The sequence below is a fragment of the Streptococcus mitis genome (genome assembly GCF_902159415.1).
GTDB lineage: Bacteria > Bacillota > Bacilli > Lactobacillales > Streptococcaceae > Streptococcus > Streptococcus mitis_BG.
Map to the genome: position 1 here is coordinate 263,501 of NZ_CABGJU010000002.1, position 18,697 is coordinate 282,197.

Genomic DNA, 18,697 nt, shown 5'->3' on the forward strand with positions numbered 1-18,697 from the left:
GTGACGACCAAGTAAAACTTTACTTCAAGCCCTGCAACTTCTCCAAGACAACCTGATATACATCTGTCAGACTTCCCAAATCCCTACGGAAAACATCCTTGTCCATATGATGCCCTTCCGCGTCCCAAAGACGGCAGTTATCTGGTGAGAATTCATCGGCCAAGATGATCTTGCCATCCTTATCAAAACCAAATTCCAATTTAAAGTCAATCAAACGCAGACCAATTTGCTCAAACCAACCCTTCAACAACTCATTGATACGACGTGTTTCTTCCTTGATATAAGCAGTTTGCTCATCATTAGCAATATCCAAAAACTTCACATGCTCATCATTGATAAAGGGATCATCCAACTCATCGTTTTTGTAGTAAAATTCAACGATTGGAGTTTCCAATTCCACACCTTCTTCCACGCCAAACCGTTTGGAGAAAGAACCCGCAGTTACGTTACGAAGCACAACCTCCAAAGGAATGATGGTAACCTTCTTGTTGAGTTGTTCGGTATCAGAGATACGTTCGATAAAGTGAGTAGCCACACCAGCAGCATTCAATTTTTCGAAAATAAGAGACGAAATCTGATTATTTAGCACACCTTTACCCTCAATGGTCTCTTTGCGAGCTCCATTCAGCATGGTTGCCTGGTCCTTATAGACCGACTTAATCACATGTTCGTCTTCTGTAGTATAGATATCTTTAGCTTTTCCCGTATAAATAAGTTTGCTGGACATTTTATCATTCGCCTTTCGTATTACTTGGCCTCATTCTAACACAATAATAAGCATAAATCAAATATTTTGCGAACGAAAACGCATTCTCTGTTTTAAAACGTTTAGAAAAAGCAACATGCCCTGCATGTTGCTTTTTCTTATATTCTATTTTTAATAATTTCTAATACATCTGCCACGCTTTGGAGATGATCAATTTCTTCATCACCGATTTCGATTCCAAATTCATCCTCAATTGTTAGGACAAATTCCATCAAATCTACTGAATCAGCATCTAAATCATCCTTCAAACTCAAGTTTTCAGTAACTACAAAGTCCTCTCCTTGACGTTCTTGGATGATGGTCACGATACGGTCAAAAATTTGTTGTTCTGTCATATTATTCTCCTTATTCCTCTGAAAATTCACGCGCAGTTTGGGCAACTACATCTGTCTCAAGCATGGTACGAATTTGGCGTATTGTGCTATAGACAGCTTTGGCATCACTTGAGCCATGAGTCTTAACCACCGGTGCCTTAACACCAAATAGAACCGCACCCCCAACATCTGAATAGTTCAACTGTTTTTTAAAACCTCTGAGATTATCCTTAAGAAGGATAGCGCCTAGCTTAGCTCTAAGTCCCCCACCTGCAATAGCATTTTTGAGCAAACCCATGATACCCATAGCAGTCCCTTCAATAGCTTTGAGCACAGCGTTTCCCGTGAAACCATCTGTTACAACTACATCAGCGACTCCATCCATCAAATCACGCGCTTCCACATTACCGATAAAGTTCAAGCTCTCATCAGCTGCTAGCAAGTCATAAGATTCCTTACGAAGTGGGTCTCCCTTGCTACTCTCTGTCCCGTTATTAAGCAAACCTACACGAGGATTTTCAATTCCACGAACATTTTTGGCATAGAAGGATCCTAGGATGGCATATTGATGAAGGTGATGGGCTGTATTTTCTGCATTGGCACCAAGGTCAAGCATATCAAAGCCTTTTCCATCTATAGTTGGTAATGTTGACATCAATCCAGGTCGATCAATATTTTTGATACGGCCAACGATGAAAAATCCTGCGGCTAGCAAAGCGCCTGTATTTCCTGCAGAAAGAATAGCATCTGCCTCTCCATCTTTGACAGCCTTGGCTGCTAATACCATACTGGCGTTTTTCTTCTTACGGATAGCTTTTGTAGGCTCGTCATCAGAATTTATTTTTTCATCTGTATGGATAATGCTCACACGTTCTTGAGCTGTGAGATATTGGTTGATTTTACTTTCGTCTCCGTAAAGTTGAATTTCAATATCTGAAAAGTCAGCAAGGGCTTGGTTAACACCCTCAACGATGGCTTGTGGTGCGTAATCACCACCCATTGCATCTACTGCGATTTTTTTCATTTGTTTTCCTCTTTTAGTAGTTGTCCCCAATCTGCTAGGGAATCAATAAATTTCTTTGATTTTAGGTGAATTCCGACATACTCTTCGTAAATCTGGTCCATAAACTTACGCAATTCTTGCTTGATTTCTGACTTAAGAGAAATAGTCTCTAGAGTGTCAAAATCAATAGCCTGAAATTGATTGAGCAGATAGGGAATATTGGGATTTAAATGACATCGTTTCTCATCTTCATGGTAATGATCGGGACAAAGACACCCCCCGTATTTGAAGGAGAAGTCAAAGGCTTGTCCCACACGATGACAAAAAGTACACTCATTAAAGTTGAGACTGATTCCAAAACGTGTCAATATTTGAATTTCAAAAATATTGGTCAAAACTTGATAATCCAGACCCTCTTCCATCAGCTCTAAAGTCTTTTGCAAAAAAGCAAATAAGGGAGCATCTTCTTGGTTATCCTGCAAACTCGCATCTGCCAAGGCTGCAACGTAAGTCGCATAAGCCATAACAAAGAGGTCACTATTGATTTTCGGAAAAGTCTTCACCTCATGATAATCTTCTATATAACTAAGTCCATCGTCATTGACTTTTAGGAGAAAATGGGCCAAAACTAAAGGTTGAATGACAGGAGCTAGTTTGGATTGGCCAGCGTGTTTGACAAAAAACATGCGCTTCCCTGCCTGTTCTGTAAAGATTTTAACAAGCTTATCATCCTCTCGAAAATTTCGATTGTAAAGTACTAAACCCTGACTCGTAATCGATTGAATCATGCTTCTCTCATGTACTCCTCAAGTCGTTTCATAGCTTCTCTGATGGTTCCCATGCTAGCTGCATAAGATAGGCGAACATAGCCCTCTCCATACTGACCAAAGGCAGCACCAGGAATGAAGGCAACAGCCTTCTTCTGGGCAAAATCCTTCAGAAAAGCAAAGGAATCTTGATTATAGCCTGCTGGAATCTTAGCAAAGATATAAAAAGCCCCATCTGGTTTGATAATCTCAAAGCCAAGGTCAGTCATCTTGTCGATAATGTAGTCCCGACGTTGGATATATTCCTTCTTCATCGGTTCTGCATCATCTTTACCAGCTGTTAAGGCTTCTACTGCAGCATGTTGCGCCATGGTGTTTGCAGCAGTTACCAAATACTGATGACTCTTGATAAGTTGAGCTGTGAAGTTTGCTGGTGCAAAGATAAAACCTAAACGCCAACCTGTCATGGCATGGGATTTAGAAAGACCGTTAATGATAATGGCTTGATCTCTCAGCATAGTTCCCAAAGATACATGATTTTCCCCTGTGTAGGTCAATTCTGAGTAGACCTCATCACACACAACAAAAATCTCATACTTGCGTAAAACAACTGCTAAAGCTTCTAATTGTTCGCGACTATAGGTAATTCCTGTAGGGTTAGCTGGATAGTTGAGAATGACTGCCTTGAGCTTGTCTCCCTGTTCTAGAATGGCTTTCTCTAGCATTTCTGGAGTTAAGACATAACCATTCTCAGTCGTATCAATCTCAACAATCTCTGCACCAACTAGATTGACAATAGGCTCGTATCCTGGATAGGCAGGAGCTGGCAAGAGAACCTTGTCTCCTTCCTCCAAAATGGCTGTCAAAGTAGCTGATAGAGCCTCTGTCGCACCAATTGTGACCAAAATTTCATTCTCTGGATTATAGTCCAGCTGATATTTCTCTTTTACAAAATCACTCGCCGCCTGACGCAATGTCAACAAACCGCTCATCCCTGTATAGTAGGATTGATCTTGGTCAATGGCTCGCTTTGCAGCTTCCTTGACATGATCTGGCGTTGTAAAATCTGGTTCTCCCAAGGTCAATCGCAGGACTCCAGGAATCTCTGAAATCGCCTGGTCAAACTGACGAATCAAGGAAACTTGTATCTTATCTAATTGTTTATTAAATCGTTTGGTTAAGCCCATATATATCCTCCTTGATCAAAGAACATATATCTATTATACTACAAAAGCTCTCTGACCGCAAAATTCCGTTAATTTACAACCTTATTCCTACTTTCTATTTTACTTTTCTGACAGATAAGATTATAATAAGAAGTGCTTATTTTCGGAGGTTTTTATGTCATTTCTATCAAAAAATTGGGCAGGGCTGTTAGCCTGTCTGATCATCTCAATCATCTCTTGGGTTTTAGGAGGCTTTCTGCCTGTTGTGGGAGCACCAGTTTTTGCCATTTTTATCGGTATGTTGCTCCATCCCTTTCTCTCTAACTACAAACAACTGGATGCAGGCTTGACTTATAGCTCCAAAAAACTGCTCCAATACGCAGTCATCTTACTGGGTTTTGGTCTCAATATCTCACAAGTTTTCGCAGTTGGAAAATCATCTCTCCCTGTCATCCTCTCTACTATTTCTATTGCTTTGATTGTAGCCTATCTGTTCCAACGTTTTTTTGCACTGGACACAAAAATAGCTACCTTGATTGGAGTAGGTTCTTCTATCTGCGGTGGTTCTGCCATTGCAGCGACAGCTCCTGTCATCCATGCCAAGGAAAAAGAAGTAGCCCAAGCTATCTCAGTTATCTTTTTCTTCAATGTCCTGGCGGCTCTCATCTTTCCAACTCTAGGTTCTTGGCTCCATCTTTCCAACGAAGGTTTTGCTCTCTTTGCAGGTACTGCGGTCAACGACACTTCCTCTGTAACAGCTACCGCTAGCGCCTGGGATAGTCTTTACCATACAAACACTCTTGAGTCTGCCACTATTGTTAAACTGACACGCACCCTAGCTATTATCCCTATTACTCTCTTTCTATCCTACTGGCAAAGTCGTCAACAAGGCAACAACCAAGGGGTAAAGCTTAAAAAAATCTTCCCCGTTTTCATTCTCTACTTTATCCTAGCTTCTCTGCTAACGACCATTCTCACTTCTTTCGGTGTCAGCAGTAGCTTCTTCGCGCCTCTTAAACAACTCTCCAAATTCCTCATCATCATGGCCATGAGTGCTATCGGTCTCAAAACCAACCTCATCGCCATGGTCAAATCCAGTGGAAAATCCATTCTTCTTGGAGCCCTTTGCTGGATTGCTATCATCCTGACTAGTCTTGGCATGCAAACACTTATCGGTATCTTTTAATAAAAAAAAGTAGCTTTTCAGCTACTTTTTTATTGTTCTAGAATCAATCGTGTATGTTCTTTCTTAATACAACGATTCATAACAATATCTTCACATCCGCCAGCTCGGAGAATTTCTTCTGCCTCTTGATTTTCAAGACCAAGTTGGGCCCAGAAAATCTGTGCATCTGCTTGTAGAAAGTCACGTGCAACATCTGGTAAAAACTCGCTACGACGGAAAACATCCACAATATCTACATGAAAAGGAATCTCAGCAAGACTTGCATATGCCTTTTCTCCAAGAATTTCCTGGCCTGCTAATTTCGGATTGACTGGAATGATTCTATATCCTCGAGACTGCATCTCCTTGGATACACGATTACTAGTGGTTTCCTCACGATCAGACAGACCTACTACCGCTACCGTTTTGCTAGTTGTTAAATACTGACGTATTACGCCATCACTAGGGTTTTTAAATAGTTCGCTCATGCAAAACCTCCTTTTTCAACCAGTATAGCATAATTTACTAATACTAGCGAATTTTTGATATAAAAAATCTTCTTAAACCCTATAAACCGATTTAAGAAGATTCATTTTTAAATTTTATCTTGTTGCTTTATAAGCAAGTTGCTCTCCATGTTGCTTCACAAACTCTTCCATCTCTGAATCAGGAATTTGACGAAGGTACAGGTTAGAACGGATAGTATCATCCTCTTCACGACAAGTAGAAAGTACTAAGTACTTATCTGAAGCATTAATCTTAATATTTGGATTCTTAGTACGTGCAGCCTCATAAATATTATTTAATTGGGTAGTAAAGTCCTCATCGTCCTTAAAGCTTGTACGGTAGAAAGCAGTTTCTTCAGGAACAATGACCAAGCCCATTGCTTCGTAATAATACTTACGTTCAGGTGTTTCAATTACTACATATGGATGTTTATCAAAATATTCTTGACTATCATAGTAATTGACATCGTTAAACATACGGTGGTCACCTACTTTGCTTCCACGAGCATGACCAAATAACCATGTCAAACGATCACTAAAATCTTTCTTATTATCCATATCCATGAAAACAGTTCCTAAGAAAGGTTGGTTACCACCCTCAAAAGTCTTATCCAAGTAGGTAGAGTTATCGCTAGTCTGTACAACTGGCTCATCTAACTCAGTACCAGGAGCATAAACATAAGCAATAGCTTCCGAATTTACTCCTTTTAGTTGGGCAAAACGATTAGCCAAATACTCTTTTTCCTCTTGACTAGGACTATATTTTAATTCTTGTTCAATAGTTGTTGTAGTAGTTGTTTCTGCTGCTTGATTTGTCGTTGAATTACTATTAAACGGATTAAAGACAGTAAATCCAAGAATTAGCGCAACAACAGCTATAAAGCCAAATAAGAGCCCAAGTACCTTACCTTTAGAAGTCGGGGTTTTCTTTGCTCGATTCATAAATCAGTATTCTCCTAAGTATTAGTTTTTGTCTAAAAAATATCACTGAACCCGAAGACTCAGTGATATTTTCTTTAAGAGCTAATTAATTATAATTATTTAACTGCGCTTGTTTTTGGAAGTGCTTTACCAGCTTGTTTAGAGTCAGCTTTACCAGCTTTAGCTGCAGCACCTGCTTTGCTTTCTGAGTTTTTAGCTTCATCTTTGTTAGCTGCTGCACCTGGTTTAGCACCGTTGTTAGCTGCACCTGGTTGAGCTGCATCAGCTGCTTTAGCTTGTTCAGGGTTAATTCCATGTTCTTTCAAGTAACGAGCGTTAGCTTGTTCTGGAGTTTCGTTCAAGATATAGTAACGGCTTTCTTTTTTCTTAGCTGTGTTTTGAACTTCTTGGAATTTTTGTACGTACTTATTACGTACATTCAAGAATGCAGTATTGTAAGCTGCCTCATAAGCTGCTTTCTTTTCACCGTAAAGGTGTGATCCGCCTTCGACAGCATCAAATTCTTTTTTAGCTGCTACAACTGCTGGATCAGCTGCTGCTTCAGCTTTGATTTCTCCTGCATGATAGCTAAGGTACTCTTCAACTGTACGAGCACTTACAAATTCAGATTGGTTTTCATATGCTTCACGTGAATCATATGGTCCAGGAGTGTTAGCTCCACCGTTGATATCTGCAAATGCTGGAGCTGCTGCTGAGAATACAGCAAGAGCTACTACTGATGATAATAAAACTTTCTTCATTGTTTTATCTCCTCTTTTATTTATTAATTTAATTTATAAGGGAATCCCTTACTACCAATAGTATATCACATATAATAATGCTGTCAAGCATTTTTAAAATAATTTTTAAGTTTTTTAAAAAAATTAGTAAAGAAATAGTAAAAACTAAATTTGATTAAATTGTTCGCTCAATGCTAAATAATGGTGATAGTGGACGTTTTTCATGGATACGAATAATCGCATCTCCAAGAAGATGGGCGATTGAAATTTGCTCAATCTTATCAATTAAACGTTCTTCAGGAAGGTAGATAGTATCTAAAACCACCAACTTTTTGATAGCAGATTTTTGGATGTTCTCCAAAGCTGGTCCTGATAATACTGGGTGCGTACAGCTCGCGTACACTTCCACAGCACCTGCTTCAGCCAAAGCATCAGCAGCGTGACAGATAGTTCCAGCTGTGTCAATCATATCATCAATCAAGATACAAGTTTTGCCTTCTACCTTACCAATGATATTCATTACTTCACTAGTGTTCATCTTGTCTACACTTCGACGTTTATCAATAATGGCAATTGGTGTTTTCAAAAACTCCGCCAACTTACGGGCACGAGTTACACCACCGTGGTCTGGGCTGACCACAACGTAGTCTGATCCGACCATGCCGCGACGCTCAAAGTAATCTGCAATCAGAGGAGCTCCCATCAAGTGATCAACAGGAATATCAAAGAATCCTTGAATCTGTGCCGCGTGTAAATCAATCGTTAGTAAGCGATCAACTCCAGCAACCTCTAGCATATTTGCAACGAGTTTTGCAGTGATTGGTTCACGAGCTCTCGCCTTTCTATCCTGACGTGCATAACCATAGTATGGCATTACAACGTTAACTGATTCTGCACTTGCACGTTTTAAAGCATCTACCATAATCAAAATCTCAAGCAAGTTGTCATTAACAGGTGAGCTTGTTGATTGTAAAATATAGACATGCTTACCACGAATAGACTCTGCTATATTGACCTGAATTTCCCCGTCTGAAAATTGGCGAACACTTGATTTCCCCAATTCCATTCCAATCTCTTGCGCCACACGCTCTGCTAATTCTCTATTTGAAGAAAGGGCAAAGAGCTTTAAATCAGAAAAAGACATGATTCCCTCCACTTTTTGTATCACTTGTGTTTTTTTGCGATATTTTCCATCTACCATTGTAGCGCTTTTTTCTCTATTTTTCAACAAAAATAAAACAAGGATAAACATTCTATCCTTGTCTCTGTTTTATTAAGAAATCTCTTTAGTCAGCATGTCATTGTGTTTGTCAACAAAATGAACAGCCTTATAAAAACTATAGAGTGTAATTGCAGTTACAAGAGGAAAAGCAAGTGGTACCTCTGTTTCCAACTCGACAATTGGGGAATTAAATAAAAAGTGTGTCCCAAAAGCCAAGCCCAAGTAACTAAAACCAGGTTTTATCATTGCCTTCTGACCTCTATAAGCTCTGTATAGTAAATAAATGCCTAAGATAGCAAGACCTGAAAAAGTCCAATGTGAGGCAATCGCTGAGGTTATACGCTCTAAAATTCTAGATAATGTATAGGCCAATCCCTCTGATAAGTCCGTACGAATATAGCTGATATCCTCAATTATTTGAAATCCTAAACCTGATGCTACTCCCATTAAGAATACTGATTTTAATTTCTTCACAGGAATCAAATACAAAACAAAGGCAAGTGGCAATAATTTCAAAGGTTCCTCTACAAGAGGAGCGACAATCGCATTTTCCAAGGCGTTCAAGAAAGAACTGTCTGGGAAAAGATCGGTTAGTAAATTATGTATATAGGTATTTGCAAAACTAGATAGCCAACCTGAAATAAATAAGCCACCTAGCAAGGATAGGGTTAATGCCTTCTTTGGTGTTTCCCATCTTTTCCCAATACGATATAGACAATAAATAGCTGGCACCATGTAACAAAGTGCAACAAGGATAGAAAGTCCCATCACTCCATACTCTGTTCCAGACATCGAACCATCTATATAGTACAAGGTCTCATACTGTAAACCAATACACATTAATAAAATAAAAACAAATACAATAATATTTTTCTTCATACACTATCTTTCTAAAATCTATTCTTATAATTCTACTACTCTCATACTCCCTGTATCCACATCGTAAACAGCTCCTGAAATAATGACATCTTCGGGAATTAACGGACATTCTCGCAACAACTTCATATCCTCTCGGACACTCTCATCGATGTCTTGAAACGGTAAAAAGTCCTGCCCAGATACATCTACTCCAAATTCACATTTCAAATGTTCTTGGAAATCCTCGTTATTGAAGGTTTGAGCGCCGCAGTCTGTATGATGGAGCACCACAATCTCTCTTGTTCCCATTTGTTGCTGGGAAATCACAAGCGAGCGAATCATATCCTCTGTCACTCGACCACCCGCATTCCGTAAAATATGGGCATCTCCAAGAGCTAACCCTAGAGCTGGTGCAACGTGTAAACGCGAGTCCATACAAGTTACGATTGCAACCTTTGTCTTTGGTTTAATTGGTAAATGGAGTTCTCCATGTAGCTCTACATAGGCTTGATTAGCTTTTAAAAAATTTTCAAAATAGGACATGACAACTCACTTTCTAGTCTGCAAGATAATTTGAACACCAAATTATTTATCTCCTATCTTACCATCTTTTCTTTGTCTTGTCAGTTTTCAGCTTTCATTGAAAAACTAGAACAGAGATATCCAGCTTCTAGCTTGGGCTTCTGTCCTAGTTTTATGTTTATGATCCTTTTTGGATATACTTATTGAGTGAGCCTGCAAAGCTCTGAAGATTGAGACTTTGTACATAGACTTCACCAGTACCTCGGAAGGTGTTCACCACTCCTTCACCCGTACCGATAGACTGCCAGAAGCCGTTTTCTAAGTGGATGTCATAGTCCAAAGATTGGCTCCAAGCCACTACATGGGCATTGTCAATCGTTATTTCTTGGTTTTGCAGCTCAATTTTCTTAATCGAACCAAAAGCATTGGCCAAAAGAGTCCCCTGACCTTGGGTAGTCATCACAAAAAGACCACCTTGCCCTCCGAACAGAGCTTTTCCAATAGACTGGCGCTCCATTGTATAGAAAGCTGTACCATCAAGAGCTAAAAAGGCCCCATCATTCAATCGGTATTGCTTTTCGCCTAGCTTAAGAGCAATCACTTGACCAGGAGTATCTGGTGCTAAAGCAAGGTTTCCGTTGTCAGACTCTGCAACAGCTTGAGTGATAAAGGTACTTTCACCAGAAACCATTGAACGTCCTACAGCTTTGACAAAACGTCCCAAACCAGAACCGCTTGCATTGAGCTGGGTATTGAGACTTACATTAGGTGTATGGTAGACCATGCTACTGCGCTGAATGAAGACCGTTTCTCCCTGATTGAGCGATAACTCTACCAAAGGAAATTGCATGTGACTATCCATAGAAAATTTCATCAGAAATTCCTCCTTACTTTTAATAAATGTTAGCAATAAAAAAATTAGTTATCTAAAACTGACCATAACTATTAAGAGAATACCTTTTTCAAGACTTCCTGAATAGTCGTCACCCCAATCACCTGAATTTCCTTAGGCGGTTTAATGCCCGTCAAGGAATTTTTGGGTACATAGATCTTTGTAAAGCCTAGTTTTGCGGCTTCATTGATGCGTTGCTCAATACGATTGACCCGTCGGATTTCTCCCGTTAAGCCCAACTCTCCTACAAAACATTCCTGGGGATTGGTTGGTTTGTCCTTGTAGCTCGAAGCAATAGCAACTGCAACAGCCAGGTCAATAGCAGATTCATCTAATTTGACACCACCAGCTGATTTAAGATAGGCATCCTGATTTTGAAGCAAGAGACCTGCCCGTTTTTCCAAAACAGCCATAATCAGACTAGCACGATTGAAGTCAAGGCCTGTCGTCGTACGCTTAGCATTTCCAAACATGGTCGGTGTCACCAAGGCCTGCACTTCCGCAAGAATTGGACGTGTCCCTTCCATAGTCACAACGATTGACGAACCAGTGGCTCCATCCAAGCGTTCTTCCAGAAACACTTCACTAGGATTAAGAACTTCAACCAAACCACCTGACTGCATCTCAAAAATCCCAATCTCATTGGTCGAACCAAAACGATTTTTGACTGCTCTCAAGATACGGAAGGTATGGTGGCGTTCCCCTTCAAAGTAAAGCACCGTATCCACCATATGCTCCAACATACGAGGACCAGCCAAAGTTCCTTCCTTAGTCACATGGCCGACGATAAAGATAGCAATGTTATTGGTCTTGGCCAGCTGCATGAGCTCAGCCGTCACTTCCCGCACTTGAGAAACTGACCCTTGCACTCCAGAAATCTCAGGAGACATAATGGTCTGAATCGAATCGATGATAAGAAAGTCTGGTTGGATTCGCTCCACCTCAGCTCTCACGCTCTGCATATTGGTCTCAGCATAGAGATAAAACTCACTATCAATATCTCCCAAGCGCTCTGCACGGAGTTTGATCTGTTGAGCAGACTCCTCCCCACTGACATAGAGAACTGTTCCTACTTGAGACAACTGGGTTGATACTTGTAAGAGAAGGGTTGATTTTCCAATACCTGGATCTCCACCAATGAGGACGAGACTCCCTGGTACCACACCCCCACCGAGTACACGGTTGAATTCCTCCATCTCAGTCTTGGTCCGATTGACATTAATAGAAGTTACTTCAGCCAATTTCATAGGCTTGGTTTTCTCACCTGTCAAGGACACACGCGCATTCTTGACCTCTGCGACCTCAACCTCCTCGACAAAGGAAGACCAAGACCCACAGTTTGGACAGCGCCCTAAATACTTGGGGGAATTATATTCACAATTTTGACACACAAATGTCGTTTTTTTCTTTACGATGATAAACCTCTTTCTAAATTTCTACCTCACACTCAATTACTTGGCAAAAATCAATCTTCTCGTCTGGTACAAATTGGCGCATCAGCATTCCGTGAGTTACAATGATAATAGTTTTATAATTTTTATATTTTTCCAAAGCTCTTAAAAAACGATGACGCATCTCTAGATCAGTTTCATAGCGATAAGGAGAATCTTCAGATAAAACTCCTTGATGTTTTAGATAATATTCATGAGCTACCAATACACTAGTTAAATCAGAGTTAGTACCATCTAAGTCTGGACGCCACTCATGAAAAAACGGCTCCACAAATAAGTCCAATCCTGTTTCAACCGCTATATAATGTGCTGTTTCTAAAGCCCTCGTCACAGACGATGAAATAATAATCTCTGCCTTTCCAAAACATGCAGTTTTAGCAACTTCTTTTGCCAGACTGCGACCTTTTCCTGTCAATGGTGCTAAATCACGACCAAAACCACTATAGAGTCGCGGATTTTCAAGTTTATCAAGCATACTGTAATCTGGCTCTCCATGACGTACAAAGATAATCTTCATCTTAGTGCCCCCCTGTCGATCCAAATCCAATAGAAGTTACTTCAGCCAATTTCATAGGCTTGGTTTTCTCACCTGTCAAGGACACACGCGCATTCTTGACCTCTGCAACCTCGACCTCTTCAATAAAAGAAGACCAAGCTCCACAGTTGGGGCAACGTCCTAAATACTTTGGTGAATTATATTCACAATTTTGACACACAAATGTCGTTTTTTTCTTTGCGATGATAAACCTCTTTCTAAATTTCTACCTCACACTCAATTACTTGGCAAAAATCAATCCTCTCGTCTGGTACAAATTGGCGCATGAGCATTCGATGGGCTACAACTACAACAGTTTGATGTTCCCGATACTTAGCCATGCATTCTAGAAAACGAGTCTTCATCTCTACAGCTGTCTCATATTGAACAGGAGAATTTGGGAGCAACTTCCCATTATTTTCTAAAAATAGTCTTCTAGCTTCTTCAAATCTATCTATGCCACTTTCATAGACCTGCCATTCATGCAATAATGGCTCCACTCTCAAAGGAAGCCCAGTAGCACAAGATACATAAGAAGCCGTTTCTAATGCTCGCGTCACTGCAGAAGACACCAGAATATCAGCTGAGCCAAACAAAAGATTTTTGCAAAGTTCCTGAGCTTGCTTTCTTCCTTTCACCGATAAAGGGGCCAAGTCTATCCCAAATCCCGTATAAGAACGCTCCTCTAATTCACGATAATCTGGCTCTCCATGACGGATAAAAATAATTTTCATATTAAGATTCCCATAAAACTATCCAATCTTGATTCCGCAATCTTGCCACTGCTTCAGTGTTTTAGAGAATTTCTTCTGGTTGGCAACTCCGACAGCAGACAAATCGACAGAAACCTGATAATTCTCCTTGGTAGCTGCCAAAACGGAAGCCTTAACACAGCCATTACCATCTACCCCTACAAACTCTATGCTTCTAGCACCGTTTTCCTCTAAAAAATCTTTTAAATCCGGATTAGTAAAGCAAGAAGCCCGACGCTTCTCAAAGATACGAGAAGATACAAGCGACAAGCCGGTCGCAAATTTCTTCTTTCTGTCTTTTCTCTCCCAGAAAAAACGATTGAGAATATAGATAACTCGGTCGCTGGGATAGGTAGCAATTTTGTCATTTACAGCTGCAGTCAGTTCTTCATGATATGCTTTTCCTACAGCAACATAATCTGACTGCATGTCTACAACTAATAAATAGTCTGCCATTTTATTCCTCTATTTCCCAGTTGATCCAAATCCACCAGTACGTACTCCGTCTGCCTCATCTCCATCTGCGATTAAAAATGGTGCAAAAACAGCCTGAACTATACGTTCCCCAACTTCAAGAACAACTTCTTGGTCGGTAATGTTTTTCATCTGTGCAAAGATATGTCCTTCATTTCCTGGATTGCCATAGTAGTCTCCATCAATGACACCCACAGAGTTGATCAAGACTAGACCCTTCTTACGAGGGTTTGAAGAACGATCATAAAGATAGAGTACCTCTGTTGCTTTCATATAAGCCTTGACTCCAGTTGGAACGAGGACGATTTCTCCTGGTGCAATCACTGTATGCTCCGCAACCTTTAAGTCGTAGCCAGCTGCATGCGCTGTCTCACGTTTAGGCAACAGATTTTCATCTGTAAAACTAGAAACCAATTCAAAACCACGAATTTTCATATTATTCCTCTTTTTAATCATTTATTCTAGGCTATTTTATCTTATTTATTCGAAAAAAGCACGAAAAAAGAGCACACAATTCACACTCGCTTAGGGCTGCTGGATTCCTCCCCTGACCCGCTTCACGCAGAACTGTTGCTCCACTGTTTATTATACCACATTTTCCTCTATTTTTAAAGAGAAATTATTTTTTACGTCTATTACGGAAAAAGTCCTGCATAATCCCTGCGCACTCATCCTCTAAAATCCCCGTTTCAACCTCTACACGGTGATTGAGACGTTCATCCGTCAAGATATCGTACAGACTACCAGCAGCACCAAATTTTTGGTTCTTAGCCCCGTAAATAACCTTTGGAATACGAGCAAGACCAATTGCCCCACTACACATGACGCAAGGCTCAATGGTCACAAAAAGCGTACAATCGAGCAAACGCCAACTCTCTTCGCTCAAATTAGCATTCTCTATGGCCATAATTTCCGCATGCATGACTGCCCGTTGCAACTCCTCACGAGCATTATGCCCACGACCAATAATTTGTCCGTCCTTAACAATGACACAACCAATGGGGATTTCATCATGCTCTAAAGCAATCTCCGCTTCCTTTAAGGCCTCTCTCATAAAAGCTTCTTTCTCTTCAAGCGTATAATTCATCTCTTCTCTCTTCCTAGCTATCAATTCTATCATTATACCACGTTTCTCAACACAAAAAAAGAGCTCTATAATATTTGCAGAAATCAACTTTAGATAGTATTCAATTTCTGGTTTGTAGAAATAATGTTATAAAAAGAGTATAATAGTAGCAAAATTTAGAGAAACATTAGAAATCATGAACTGAGAGTAACGGAGACAACTGATACAGAATGTCCAGATCTGTCGGAAAATTTTTAACTATAAGTCTCCAAGAGATGATTATCCTGAGATTTAAATAATAAACAAGATGGAAGGGTAAATAATGAAATTAGAATTTTTACAGGATGAACCAAAACTTACCTTGATGTTTCCATATAAAGATACATTTAATAGAGTAGGGGGACCATCCATGATATCTATATCTGTTATGATTCTCTGGATTCTGAAGCGTCTGATGACTTACAATACTGATTTTGCAGACAAGATTGTTATGGCGGTAGCGCTGATTTATGCTCCCCTCCTTATATGGTTTATGGGGTATTATCTCTTCATAAATGGAGTAAAATTAGAAATTTATAAAAACAATATTGTTCAGTATTATACCTATAGCAGTAGAGGCCACAGCCTATTACATTATCAATTTGGACTTCAAGATATCGAACAAATAACCATTAAAAAGCGTCCTTTTAATTGCGTAAAGTTAAGCATAAAAATTAGAAATCCTATTTTTTTAGAAGGGCATGAAAAAAAACTAAATAAGCTAGTCAGTGTCAGTATCATCACAGACAAACTAAAAGCAGATGCTTTTATGTACGAAATGAAGCAATTTCAAAGTGATAAATCAGATAATCAAGTAAGCTGATTCAGAAAAAATTCAAGTTTGTCTAACTTACAAATTCTCAAGAAAATAGTTCACTGAAGAGGCTGGGATCAGAAATTCCAACCTCATTTTTTCTTAGTTATGCGCCTTTGATGTGATGGCAAATTGAACGATTTGTTGGTATTTGAGAATTCAAAAAGCTTCTTTTACAAAAGCTTCTTTTCTCAATTCACAACTTTAACCAATTTACCCAAATGTTGAAACCTCACAAATCTGGGTGTACCAAATCGAGAGTTGGTCTAAAGATTTCTGTCCCACTGTTTTTTTCTTTGTCTTAAAAGTAAAGAAGCCGCCTAAATATGACTTAAAAGCTGACAAAAAAAGCCACCGAATGCGGTGACTTTATAGGGAGATTATTATGAAAAAGAAAAGTTTAGGAAATTTGTTACAACAAGTTAGGAGGTCTTCTTGTAACTGTCTATAGTATATCCGACCTATCTTAAACAAATCTTAAAAAATCTCCTATGACCAAACACTTTCTAAAATATTTGTCTGTTCACGACCAGGACCTACTGAGAATGTTGAAATACGAACACCCACCAATTCGCTAACACGGCGAACATAGTTACGTGCATTTTCAGGAAGGTCTTCCAAATTACGTACTCCAGTGATATCTTCAGACCAACCAGGCAATTCTTCGTAGATTGGTTTACAACGTTTCAATTGTTCGAGACTAGCTGGGTAGTAATCAATACGTTGACCATCAAGATCATAAGCCACACAGATTTTTACTGTATCCAAGCCACTCAAAACATCGATAGAGTTCAATGATAGGTTTGTGATACCAGAAACGCGACGGCTGTGACGCATAACAACTGAGTCGAACCAACCTACACGACGTGGGCGGCCTGTAGTTGTTCCATATTCATGACCAATTTCACGGATACGATCGCCAACTTCATCAAAAAGCTCAGTTGGGAAAGGACCATCACCTACACGACTTGTATAAGCCTTACATACACCGACAACTTTGTCAATCTTGCTTGGACCTACTCCAGAACCAATTGTCACACCACCAGCCACTGGGTTTGATGAAGTAACAAATGGATAAGTACCTTGGTCAATATCCAACATGACACCTTGTGCACCCTCAAAGAGAACTCGTTTACCATTATCAAGCGCGTCGTTCAAGATAACAGAAGTATCAGTCACATATTGCTTGATTTGTTGGCCATATTCATAGTATTCTTCAAAGATGTCATCAACTGACATAGCTTTGCTATCATACAATTTTACAAATTGACGATTTTTCTCAGCAAGATTACGTTCTAAACGTTCACGGAAAATTTCTTTATCCAAGAGATCTGCAATACGAATTCCAACACGAGCTGCCTTGTCCATATAGGCTGGACCAATTCCTTTAATTGTCGTCCCAATCTTGTTATCACCCTTAGCTTCTTCTTGAAGACGGTCTAACTCAATGTGATAAGGCAAAATAACATGGGCACGATCAGAAATTCTAAGATTATCTGTTGTAACACCTTCTTCATGCAAATAAGACAATTCTTTTACAAGAGATTTAGGGTTGACAACCATCCCATTACCAATAACAGAAATTTTTTCTGGGAAGAAAATACCTGAAGGAATCAAGTGCAATTTAAATTTCTTTCCATCAATAACAATTGTGTGACCTGCATTATCTCCGCCTTGGTAACGAGCAATCACTTCCGCATTAGCTGAAAGGAAGTCTGTAATCTTCCCTTTACCTTCATCACCCCACTGGGTACCTACTACAACAACTGAAGTCATAATCTTGTATGAGCCAAATGGCTCTTCCTTTCTCAAATACATGGCAGGAATCACACCTGCAATAATACCTTACAATTTATTATAATAAAGTTTACCCTTTTTTTCAAGACCAAAAACTTTAAACATAAAGAAAACCTATACAATTTTTAAAAAATAAAAGTATAAAAAAAGAAATAAATGTAAAAATACCTAAAATAAATTAAAATGTTCGTAATTGAAAATTATTACTAACAATACCTAAGATCATGGACCTGCAGAAATTGCGTCAAATACAAGCGATAAGATGTAAAATAATGATAAGTGATAAAATTACCCATATCAGAAATTTTATAACGAACAATATAATAGAGCAGAAACTTAAGATGAAAAGTCTCCCATTCAGATTCAGAAATCCCACAATCCTGGTATTCATCCTGAATACTACTATAAAAATCCAAAAATTCTACATAAAGCTTATCAAGAATCATTTAAATACTCCATTTCATTTTTATAAAAAAAGTATAACAAAACTGTAGATAAATCGAACAAAAAAATCTCAAATGTCTGAAAAAACATTTGAGATGATTATAGATAGTTAATTATGGACATCATAAGCAATAAAAAAAACGTTCCAAGGAACGTTTAAATACTCCGCCAGTAGGACTCGAACCTACGACATCATGATTAACAGTCATGCGCTACTACCAACTGAGCTATGGCGGATAAAAGCTAAGCGACTTCCATATCTCACAGGGGGCAACCCCCAACTACTTCCGGCGTTCTAGGGCTTAACTGCTGTGTTCGGCATGGGAACAGGTGTATCTCCTAGGCTATCGTCACTTAACTTTGAGTCATACATACTCAAAATTGAATATCTTTCAAATGTCACTTAAAAACTAACCACGCTTCGTATTCTCAGTTACTTTGGATAAGTCCTCGAGCTATTAGTATTAGTCCGCTACATGTGTC

22 protein-coding genes, 1 tRNA gene, 1 rRNA gene, 1 other RNA gene and 1 pseudogene are annotated in these 18,697 nt (G+C 39.3%); 2 read left to right on the plus strand and 24 right to left on the minus strand.

Going from position 1 to position 18,697, the window contains the following annotated elements; all coding sequences use genetic code 11:
- Nucleotides 1-19 precede the first annotated feature (19 nt).
- From purC to FN031_RS07540, 5 genes are all read right to left on the minus strand, one after another.
- Nucleotides 20-727, minus strand: coding sequence for a phosphoribosylaminoimidazolesuccinocarboxamide synthase (gene purC / locus FN031_RS07520; RefSeq protein ID WP_142559056.1), 708 nt, complete (start codon nucleotides 725-727; stop codon nucleotides 20-22).
- Between the two features lie 137 nt (nucleotides 728-864).
- Nucleotides 865-1,101 carry an acyl carrier protein gene (locus FN031_RS07525; protein ID WP_142559058.1) on the minus strand — a complete coding sequence of 79 codons (237 nt, stop codon included), beginning with the start codon at nucleotides 1,099-1,101 and terminating at the stop codon, nucleotides 865-867.
- Nucleotides 1,102-1,111: 10 nt separating this feature from the next.
- Nucleotides 1,112-2,104: a phosphate acyltransferase PlsX gene (gene plsX, locus FN031_RS07530; protein ID WP_142559061.1), complete on the minus strand. Its 993-nt coding sequence runs from the start codon at nucleotides 2,102-2,104 to the stop codon at nucleotides 1,112-1,114.
- The gene (recO, locus tag FN031_RS07535; RefSeq protein WP_142559062.1) at nucleotides 2,101-2,871 is read right to left on the minus strand and encodes a DNA repair protein RecO; all 771 of its coding nucleotides are present in this window, start codon (nucleotides 2,869-2,871) and stop codon (nucleotides 2,101-2,103) included. The genes plsX and recO overlap by 4 nt, the downstream gene beginning before the upstream one ends.
- Entirely contained in the window at nucleotides 2,868-4,037 is a 1,170-nt protein-coding gene (locus tag FN031_RS07540) for a pyridoxal phosphate-dependent aminotransferase (protein WP_142559064.1), read from the minus strand. Before FN031_RS07540 ends, recO begins: the two co-directional genes overlap by 4 nt.
- A gap of 154 nt (nucleotides 4,038-4,191) precedes the next feature.
- Between FN031_RS07540 and FN031_RS07545 the strand changes: the two genes are divergently transcribed.
- Nucleotides 4,192-5,202: a YeiH family protein gene (locus tag FN031_RS07545; RefSeq protein ID WP_142559066.1), complete on the plus strand. Its 1,011-nt coding sequence runs from the start codon at nucleotides 4,192-4,194 to the stop codon at nucleotides 5,200-5,202.
- A gap of 29 nt (nucleotides 5,203-5,231) precedes the next feature.
- On the opposite strand, the gene FN031_RS07550 is transcribed toward FN031_RS07545, so the two are convergent.
- The 15 genes and pseudogenes from FN031_RS07550 to tadA all read right to left on the minus strand — a co-directional run bounded on the left by FN031_RS07550 (nucleotide 5,232) and on the right by tadA (nucleotide 15,141).
- Nucleotides 5,232-5,669 carry a CoA-binding protein gene (locus FN031_RS07550; protein ID WP_142559068.1) on the minus strand — a complete coding sequence of 146 codons (438 nt, stop codon included), beginning with the start codon at nucleotides 5,667-5,669 and terminating at the stop codon, nucleotides 5,232-5,234.
- Nucleotides 5,670-5,783: 114 nt separating this feature from the next.
- The gene (srtB, locus tag FN031_RS07555) at nucleotides 5,784-6,629 is read right to left on the minus strand and encodes a class B sortase, LPKTxAVK-specific (RefSeq protein ID WP_260604703.1); all 846 of its coding nucleotides are present in this window, start codon (nucleotides 6,627-6,629) and stop codon (nucleotides 5,784-5,786) included.
- 95 nt (nucleotides 6,630-6,724) lie between these two features.
- Nucleotides 6,725-7,369 (minus strand): amylase-binding adhesin AbpA, encoded by a 645-nt coding sequence (gene abpA, locus FN031_RS07560; protein WP_142559071.1) that lies wholly within the window; start codon nucleotides 7,367-7,369, stop codon nucleotides 6,725-6,727.
- A gap of 154 nt (nucleotides 7,370-7,523) precedes the next feature.
- Complete coding sequence (locus FN031_RS07565; protein WP_142559073.1) at nucleotides 7,524-8,492, minus strand: ribose-phosphate diphosphokinase; 969 nt, start codon at nucleotides 8,490-8,492, stop codon at nucleotides 7,524-7,526.
- Between the two features lie 129 nt (nucleotides 8,493-8,621).
- Entirely contained in the window at nucleotides 8,622-9,449 is an 828-nt protein-coding gene (locus FN031_RS07570) for a PrsW family intramembrane metalloprotease (RefSeq protein ID WP_142559074.1), read from the minus strand.
- A gap of 24 nt (nucleotides 9,450-9,473) precedes the next feature.
- A complete protein-coding gene (locus tag FN031_RS07575; protein ID WP_142559076.1) occupies nucleotides 9,474-9,971 on the minus strand; it encodes a beta-class carbonic anhydrase in 498 nt (165 codons plus the stop codon).
- Nucleotides 9,972-10,128: 157 nt separating this feature from the next.
- On the minus strand, nucleotides 10,129-10,824 hold the full coding sequence (locus tag FN031_RS07580) for a TIGR00266 family protein (protein ID WP_142559078.1): 696 nt from the start codon (nucleotides 10,822-10,824) through the stop codon (nucleotides 10,129-10,131).
- Between the two features lie 71 nt (nucleotides 10,825-10,895).
- Nucleotides 10,896-12,260, minus strand: coding sequence for a DNA repair protein RadA (radA, locus tag FN031_RS07585; protein ID WP_142559080.1), 1,365 nt, complete (start codon nucleotides 12,258-12,260; stop codon nucleotides 10,896-10,898).
- 10 nt (nucleotides 12,261-12,270) lie between these two features.
- Nucleotides 12,271-12,810 carry a histidine phosphatase family protein gene (locus tag FN031_RS07590; RefSeq protein WP_142559082.1) on the minus strand — a complete coding sequence of 180 codons (540 nt, stop codon included), beginning with the start codon at nucleotides 12,808-12,810 and terminating at the stop codon, nucleotides 12,271-12,273.
- Nucleotides 12,811-12,823: 13 nt separating this feature from the next.
- A pseudogene (locus FN031_RS07595) lies at nucleotides 12,824-13,036 on the minus strand (DNA repair protein RadA); the annotation flags it as partial.
- Between the two features lie 10 nt (nucleotides 13,037-13,046).
- Nucleotides 13,047-13,562: a histidine phosphatase family protein gene (locus tag FN031_RS07600; RefSeq protein WP_142559085.1), complete on the minus strand. Its 516-nt coding sequence runs from the start codon at nucleotides 13,560-13,562 to the stop codon at nucleotides 13,047-13,049.
- Nucleotides 13,563-13,580: 18 nt separating this feature from the next.
- Entirely contained in the window at nucleotides 13,581-14,036 is a 456-nt protein-coding gene (locus FN031_RS07605; protein WP_142559086.1) for an isochorismatase family protein, read from the minus strand.
- Nucleotides 14,037-14,045: 9 nt separating this feature from the next.
- Complete coding sequence (locus FN031_RS07610) at nucleotides 14,046-14,489, minus strand: dUTP diphosphatase (protein ID WP_142559088.1); 444 nt, start codon at nucleotides 14,487-14,489, stop codon at nucleotides 14,046-14,048.
- Between the two features lie 52 nt (nucleotides 14,490-14,541).
- An RNA gene (gene ffs / locus FN031_RS07615) (signal recognition particle sRNA small type) lies at nucleotides 14,542-14,641 on the minus strand.
- Between the two features lie 32 nt (nucleotides 14,642-14,673).
- A complete protein-coding gene (gene tadA, locus FN031_RS07620) occupies nucleotides 14,674-15,141 on the minus strand; it encodes a tRNA adenosine(34) deaminase TadA (RefSeq protein WP_142559090.1) in 468 nt (155 codons plus the stop codon).
- 301 nt (nucleotides 15,142-15,442) lie between these two features.
- Here tadA and FN031_RS07625 point away from each other — a divergent pair, with 301 nt between their 5' ends.
- A complete protein-coding gene (locus tag FN031_RS07625; protein WP_142559092.1) occupies nucleotides 15,443-15,982 on the plus strand; it encodes a hypothetical protein in 540 nt (179 codons plus the stop codon).
- A gap of 480 nt (nucleotides 15,983-16,462) precedes the next feature.
- Here FN031_RS07625 and FN031_RS07630 read toward each other — a convergent pair whose 3' ends face one another.
- The 4 genes from FN031_RS07630 to rrf form a co-directional block, all read right to left on the minus strand.
- Nucleotides 16,463-17,749, minus strand: a complete 1,287-nt coding sequence (locus tag FN031_RS07630; protein ID WP_142559106.1) for an adenylosuccinate synthase — start codon at nucleotides 17,747-17,749, stop codon at nucleotides 16,463-16,465.
- Between the two features lie 227 nt (nucleotides 17,750-17,976).
- A complete protein-coding gene (comW, locus tag FN031_RS09090) occupies nucleotides 17,977-18,216 on the minus strand; it encodes a sigma(X)-activator ComW (protein WP_142559094.1) in 240 nt (79 codons plus the stop codon).
- Between the two features lie 161 nt (nucleotides 18,217-18,377).
- Nucleotides 18,378-18,451, minus strand: a tRNA-Asn gene (locus FN031_RS07640).
- Between the two features lie 5 nt (nucleotides 18,452-18,456).
- A 5S ribosomal RNA gene (rrf, locus tag FN031_RS07645) occupies nucleotides 18,457-18,572 on the minus strand.
- Between the last annotated feature and the right edge of the window lie 125 nt (nucleotides 18,573-18,697).

Bases quoted from the DNA above. Each gene is read 5' to 3' on its own strand.
- FN031_RS07545 (WP_142559066.1), top strand. From the start codon at position 4,192: ATGTCATTTCTATCAAAAAATTGGGCAGGGCTGTTAGCCTGTCTGATC.
- FN031_RS07575 (WP_142559076.1), bottom strand. From the start codon at position 9,971: ATGTCCTATTTTGAAAATTTTTTAAAAGCTAATCAAGCCTATGTAGAG.
- FN031_RS07565 (WP_142559073.1), bottom strand. From the start codon at position 8,492: ATGTCTTTTTCTGATTTAAAGCTCTTTGCCCTTTCTTCAAATAGAGAA.
- comW (WP_142559094.1), bottom strand. From the start codon at position 18,216: ATGATTCTTGATAAGCTTTATGTAGAATTTTTGGATTTTTATAGTAGT.
- abpA (WP_142559071.1), bottom strand. From the start codon at position 7,369: ATGAAGAAAGTTTTATTATCATCAGTAGTAGCTCTTGCTGTATTCTCA.
- FN031_RS07625 (WP_142559092.1), top strand. From the start codon at position 15,443: ATGAAATTAGAATTTTTACAGGATGAACCAAAACTTACCTTGATGTTT.
- FN031_RS07525 (WP_142559058.1), bottom strand. From the start codon at position 1,101: ATGACAGAACAACAAATTTTTGACCGTATCGTGACCATCATCCAAGAA.
- FN031_RS07605 (WP_142559086.1), bottom strand. From the start codon at position 14,036: ATGGCAGACTATTTATTAGTTGTAGACATGCAGTCAGATTATGTTGCT.
- FN031_RS07590 (WP_142559082.1), bottom strand. From the start codon at position 12,810: ATGAAGATTATCTTTGTACGTCATGGAGAGCCAGATTACAGTATGCTT.
- FN031_RS07610 (WP_142559088.1), bottom strand. From the start codon at position 14,489: ATGAAAATTCGTGGTTTTGAATTGGTTTCTAGTTTTACAGATGAAAAT.
- FN031_RS07570 (WP_142559074.1), bottom strand. From the start codon at position 9,449: ATGAAGAAAAATATTATTGTATTTGTTTTTATTTTATTAATGTGTATT.
- plsX (WP_142559061.1), bottom strand. From the start codon at position 2,104: ATGAAAAAAATCGCAGTAGATGCAATGGGTGGTGATTACGCACCACAA.
- FN031_RS07600 (WP_142559085.1), bottom strand. From the start codon at position 13,562: ATGAAAATTATTTTTATCCGTCATGGAGAGCCAGATTATCGTGAATTA.
- FN031_RS07540 (WP_142559064.1), bottom strand. From the start codon at position 4,037: ATGGGCTTAACCAAACGATTTAATAAACAATTAGATAAGATACAAGTT.
- purC (WP_142559056.1), bottom strand. From the start codon at position 727: ATGTCCAGCAAACTTATTTATACGGGAAAAGCTAAAGATATCTATACT.
- srtB (WP_260604703.1), bottom strand. From the start codon at position 6,629: ATGAATCGAGCAAAGAAAACCCCGACTTCTAAAGGTAAGGTACTTGGG.
- FN031_RS07550 (WP_142559068.1), bottom strand. From the start codon at position 5,669: ATGAGCGAACTATTTAAAAACCCTAGTGATGGCGTAATACGTCAGTAT.
- FN031_RS07580 (WP_142559078.1), bottom strand. From the start codon at position 10,824: ATGAAATTTTCTATGGATAGTCACATGCAATTTCCTTTGGTAGAGTTA.
- tadA (WP_142559090.1), bottom strand. From the start codon at position 15,141: ATGAATTATACGCTTGAAGAGAAAGAAGCTTTTATGAGAGAGGCCTTA.
- recO (WP_142559062.1), bottom strand. From the start codon at position 2,871: ATGATTCAATCGATTACGAGTCAGGGTTTAGTACTTTACAATCGAAAT.
- FN031_RS07630 (WP_142559106.1), bottom strand. From the start codon at position 17,749: ATGACTTCAGTTGTTGTAGTAGGTACCCAGTGGGGTGATGAAGGTAAA.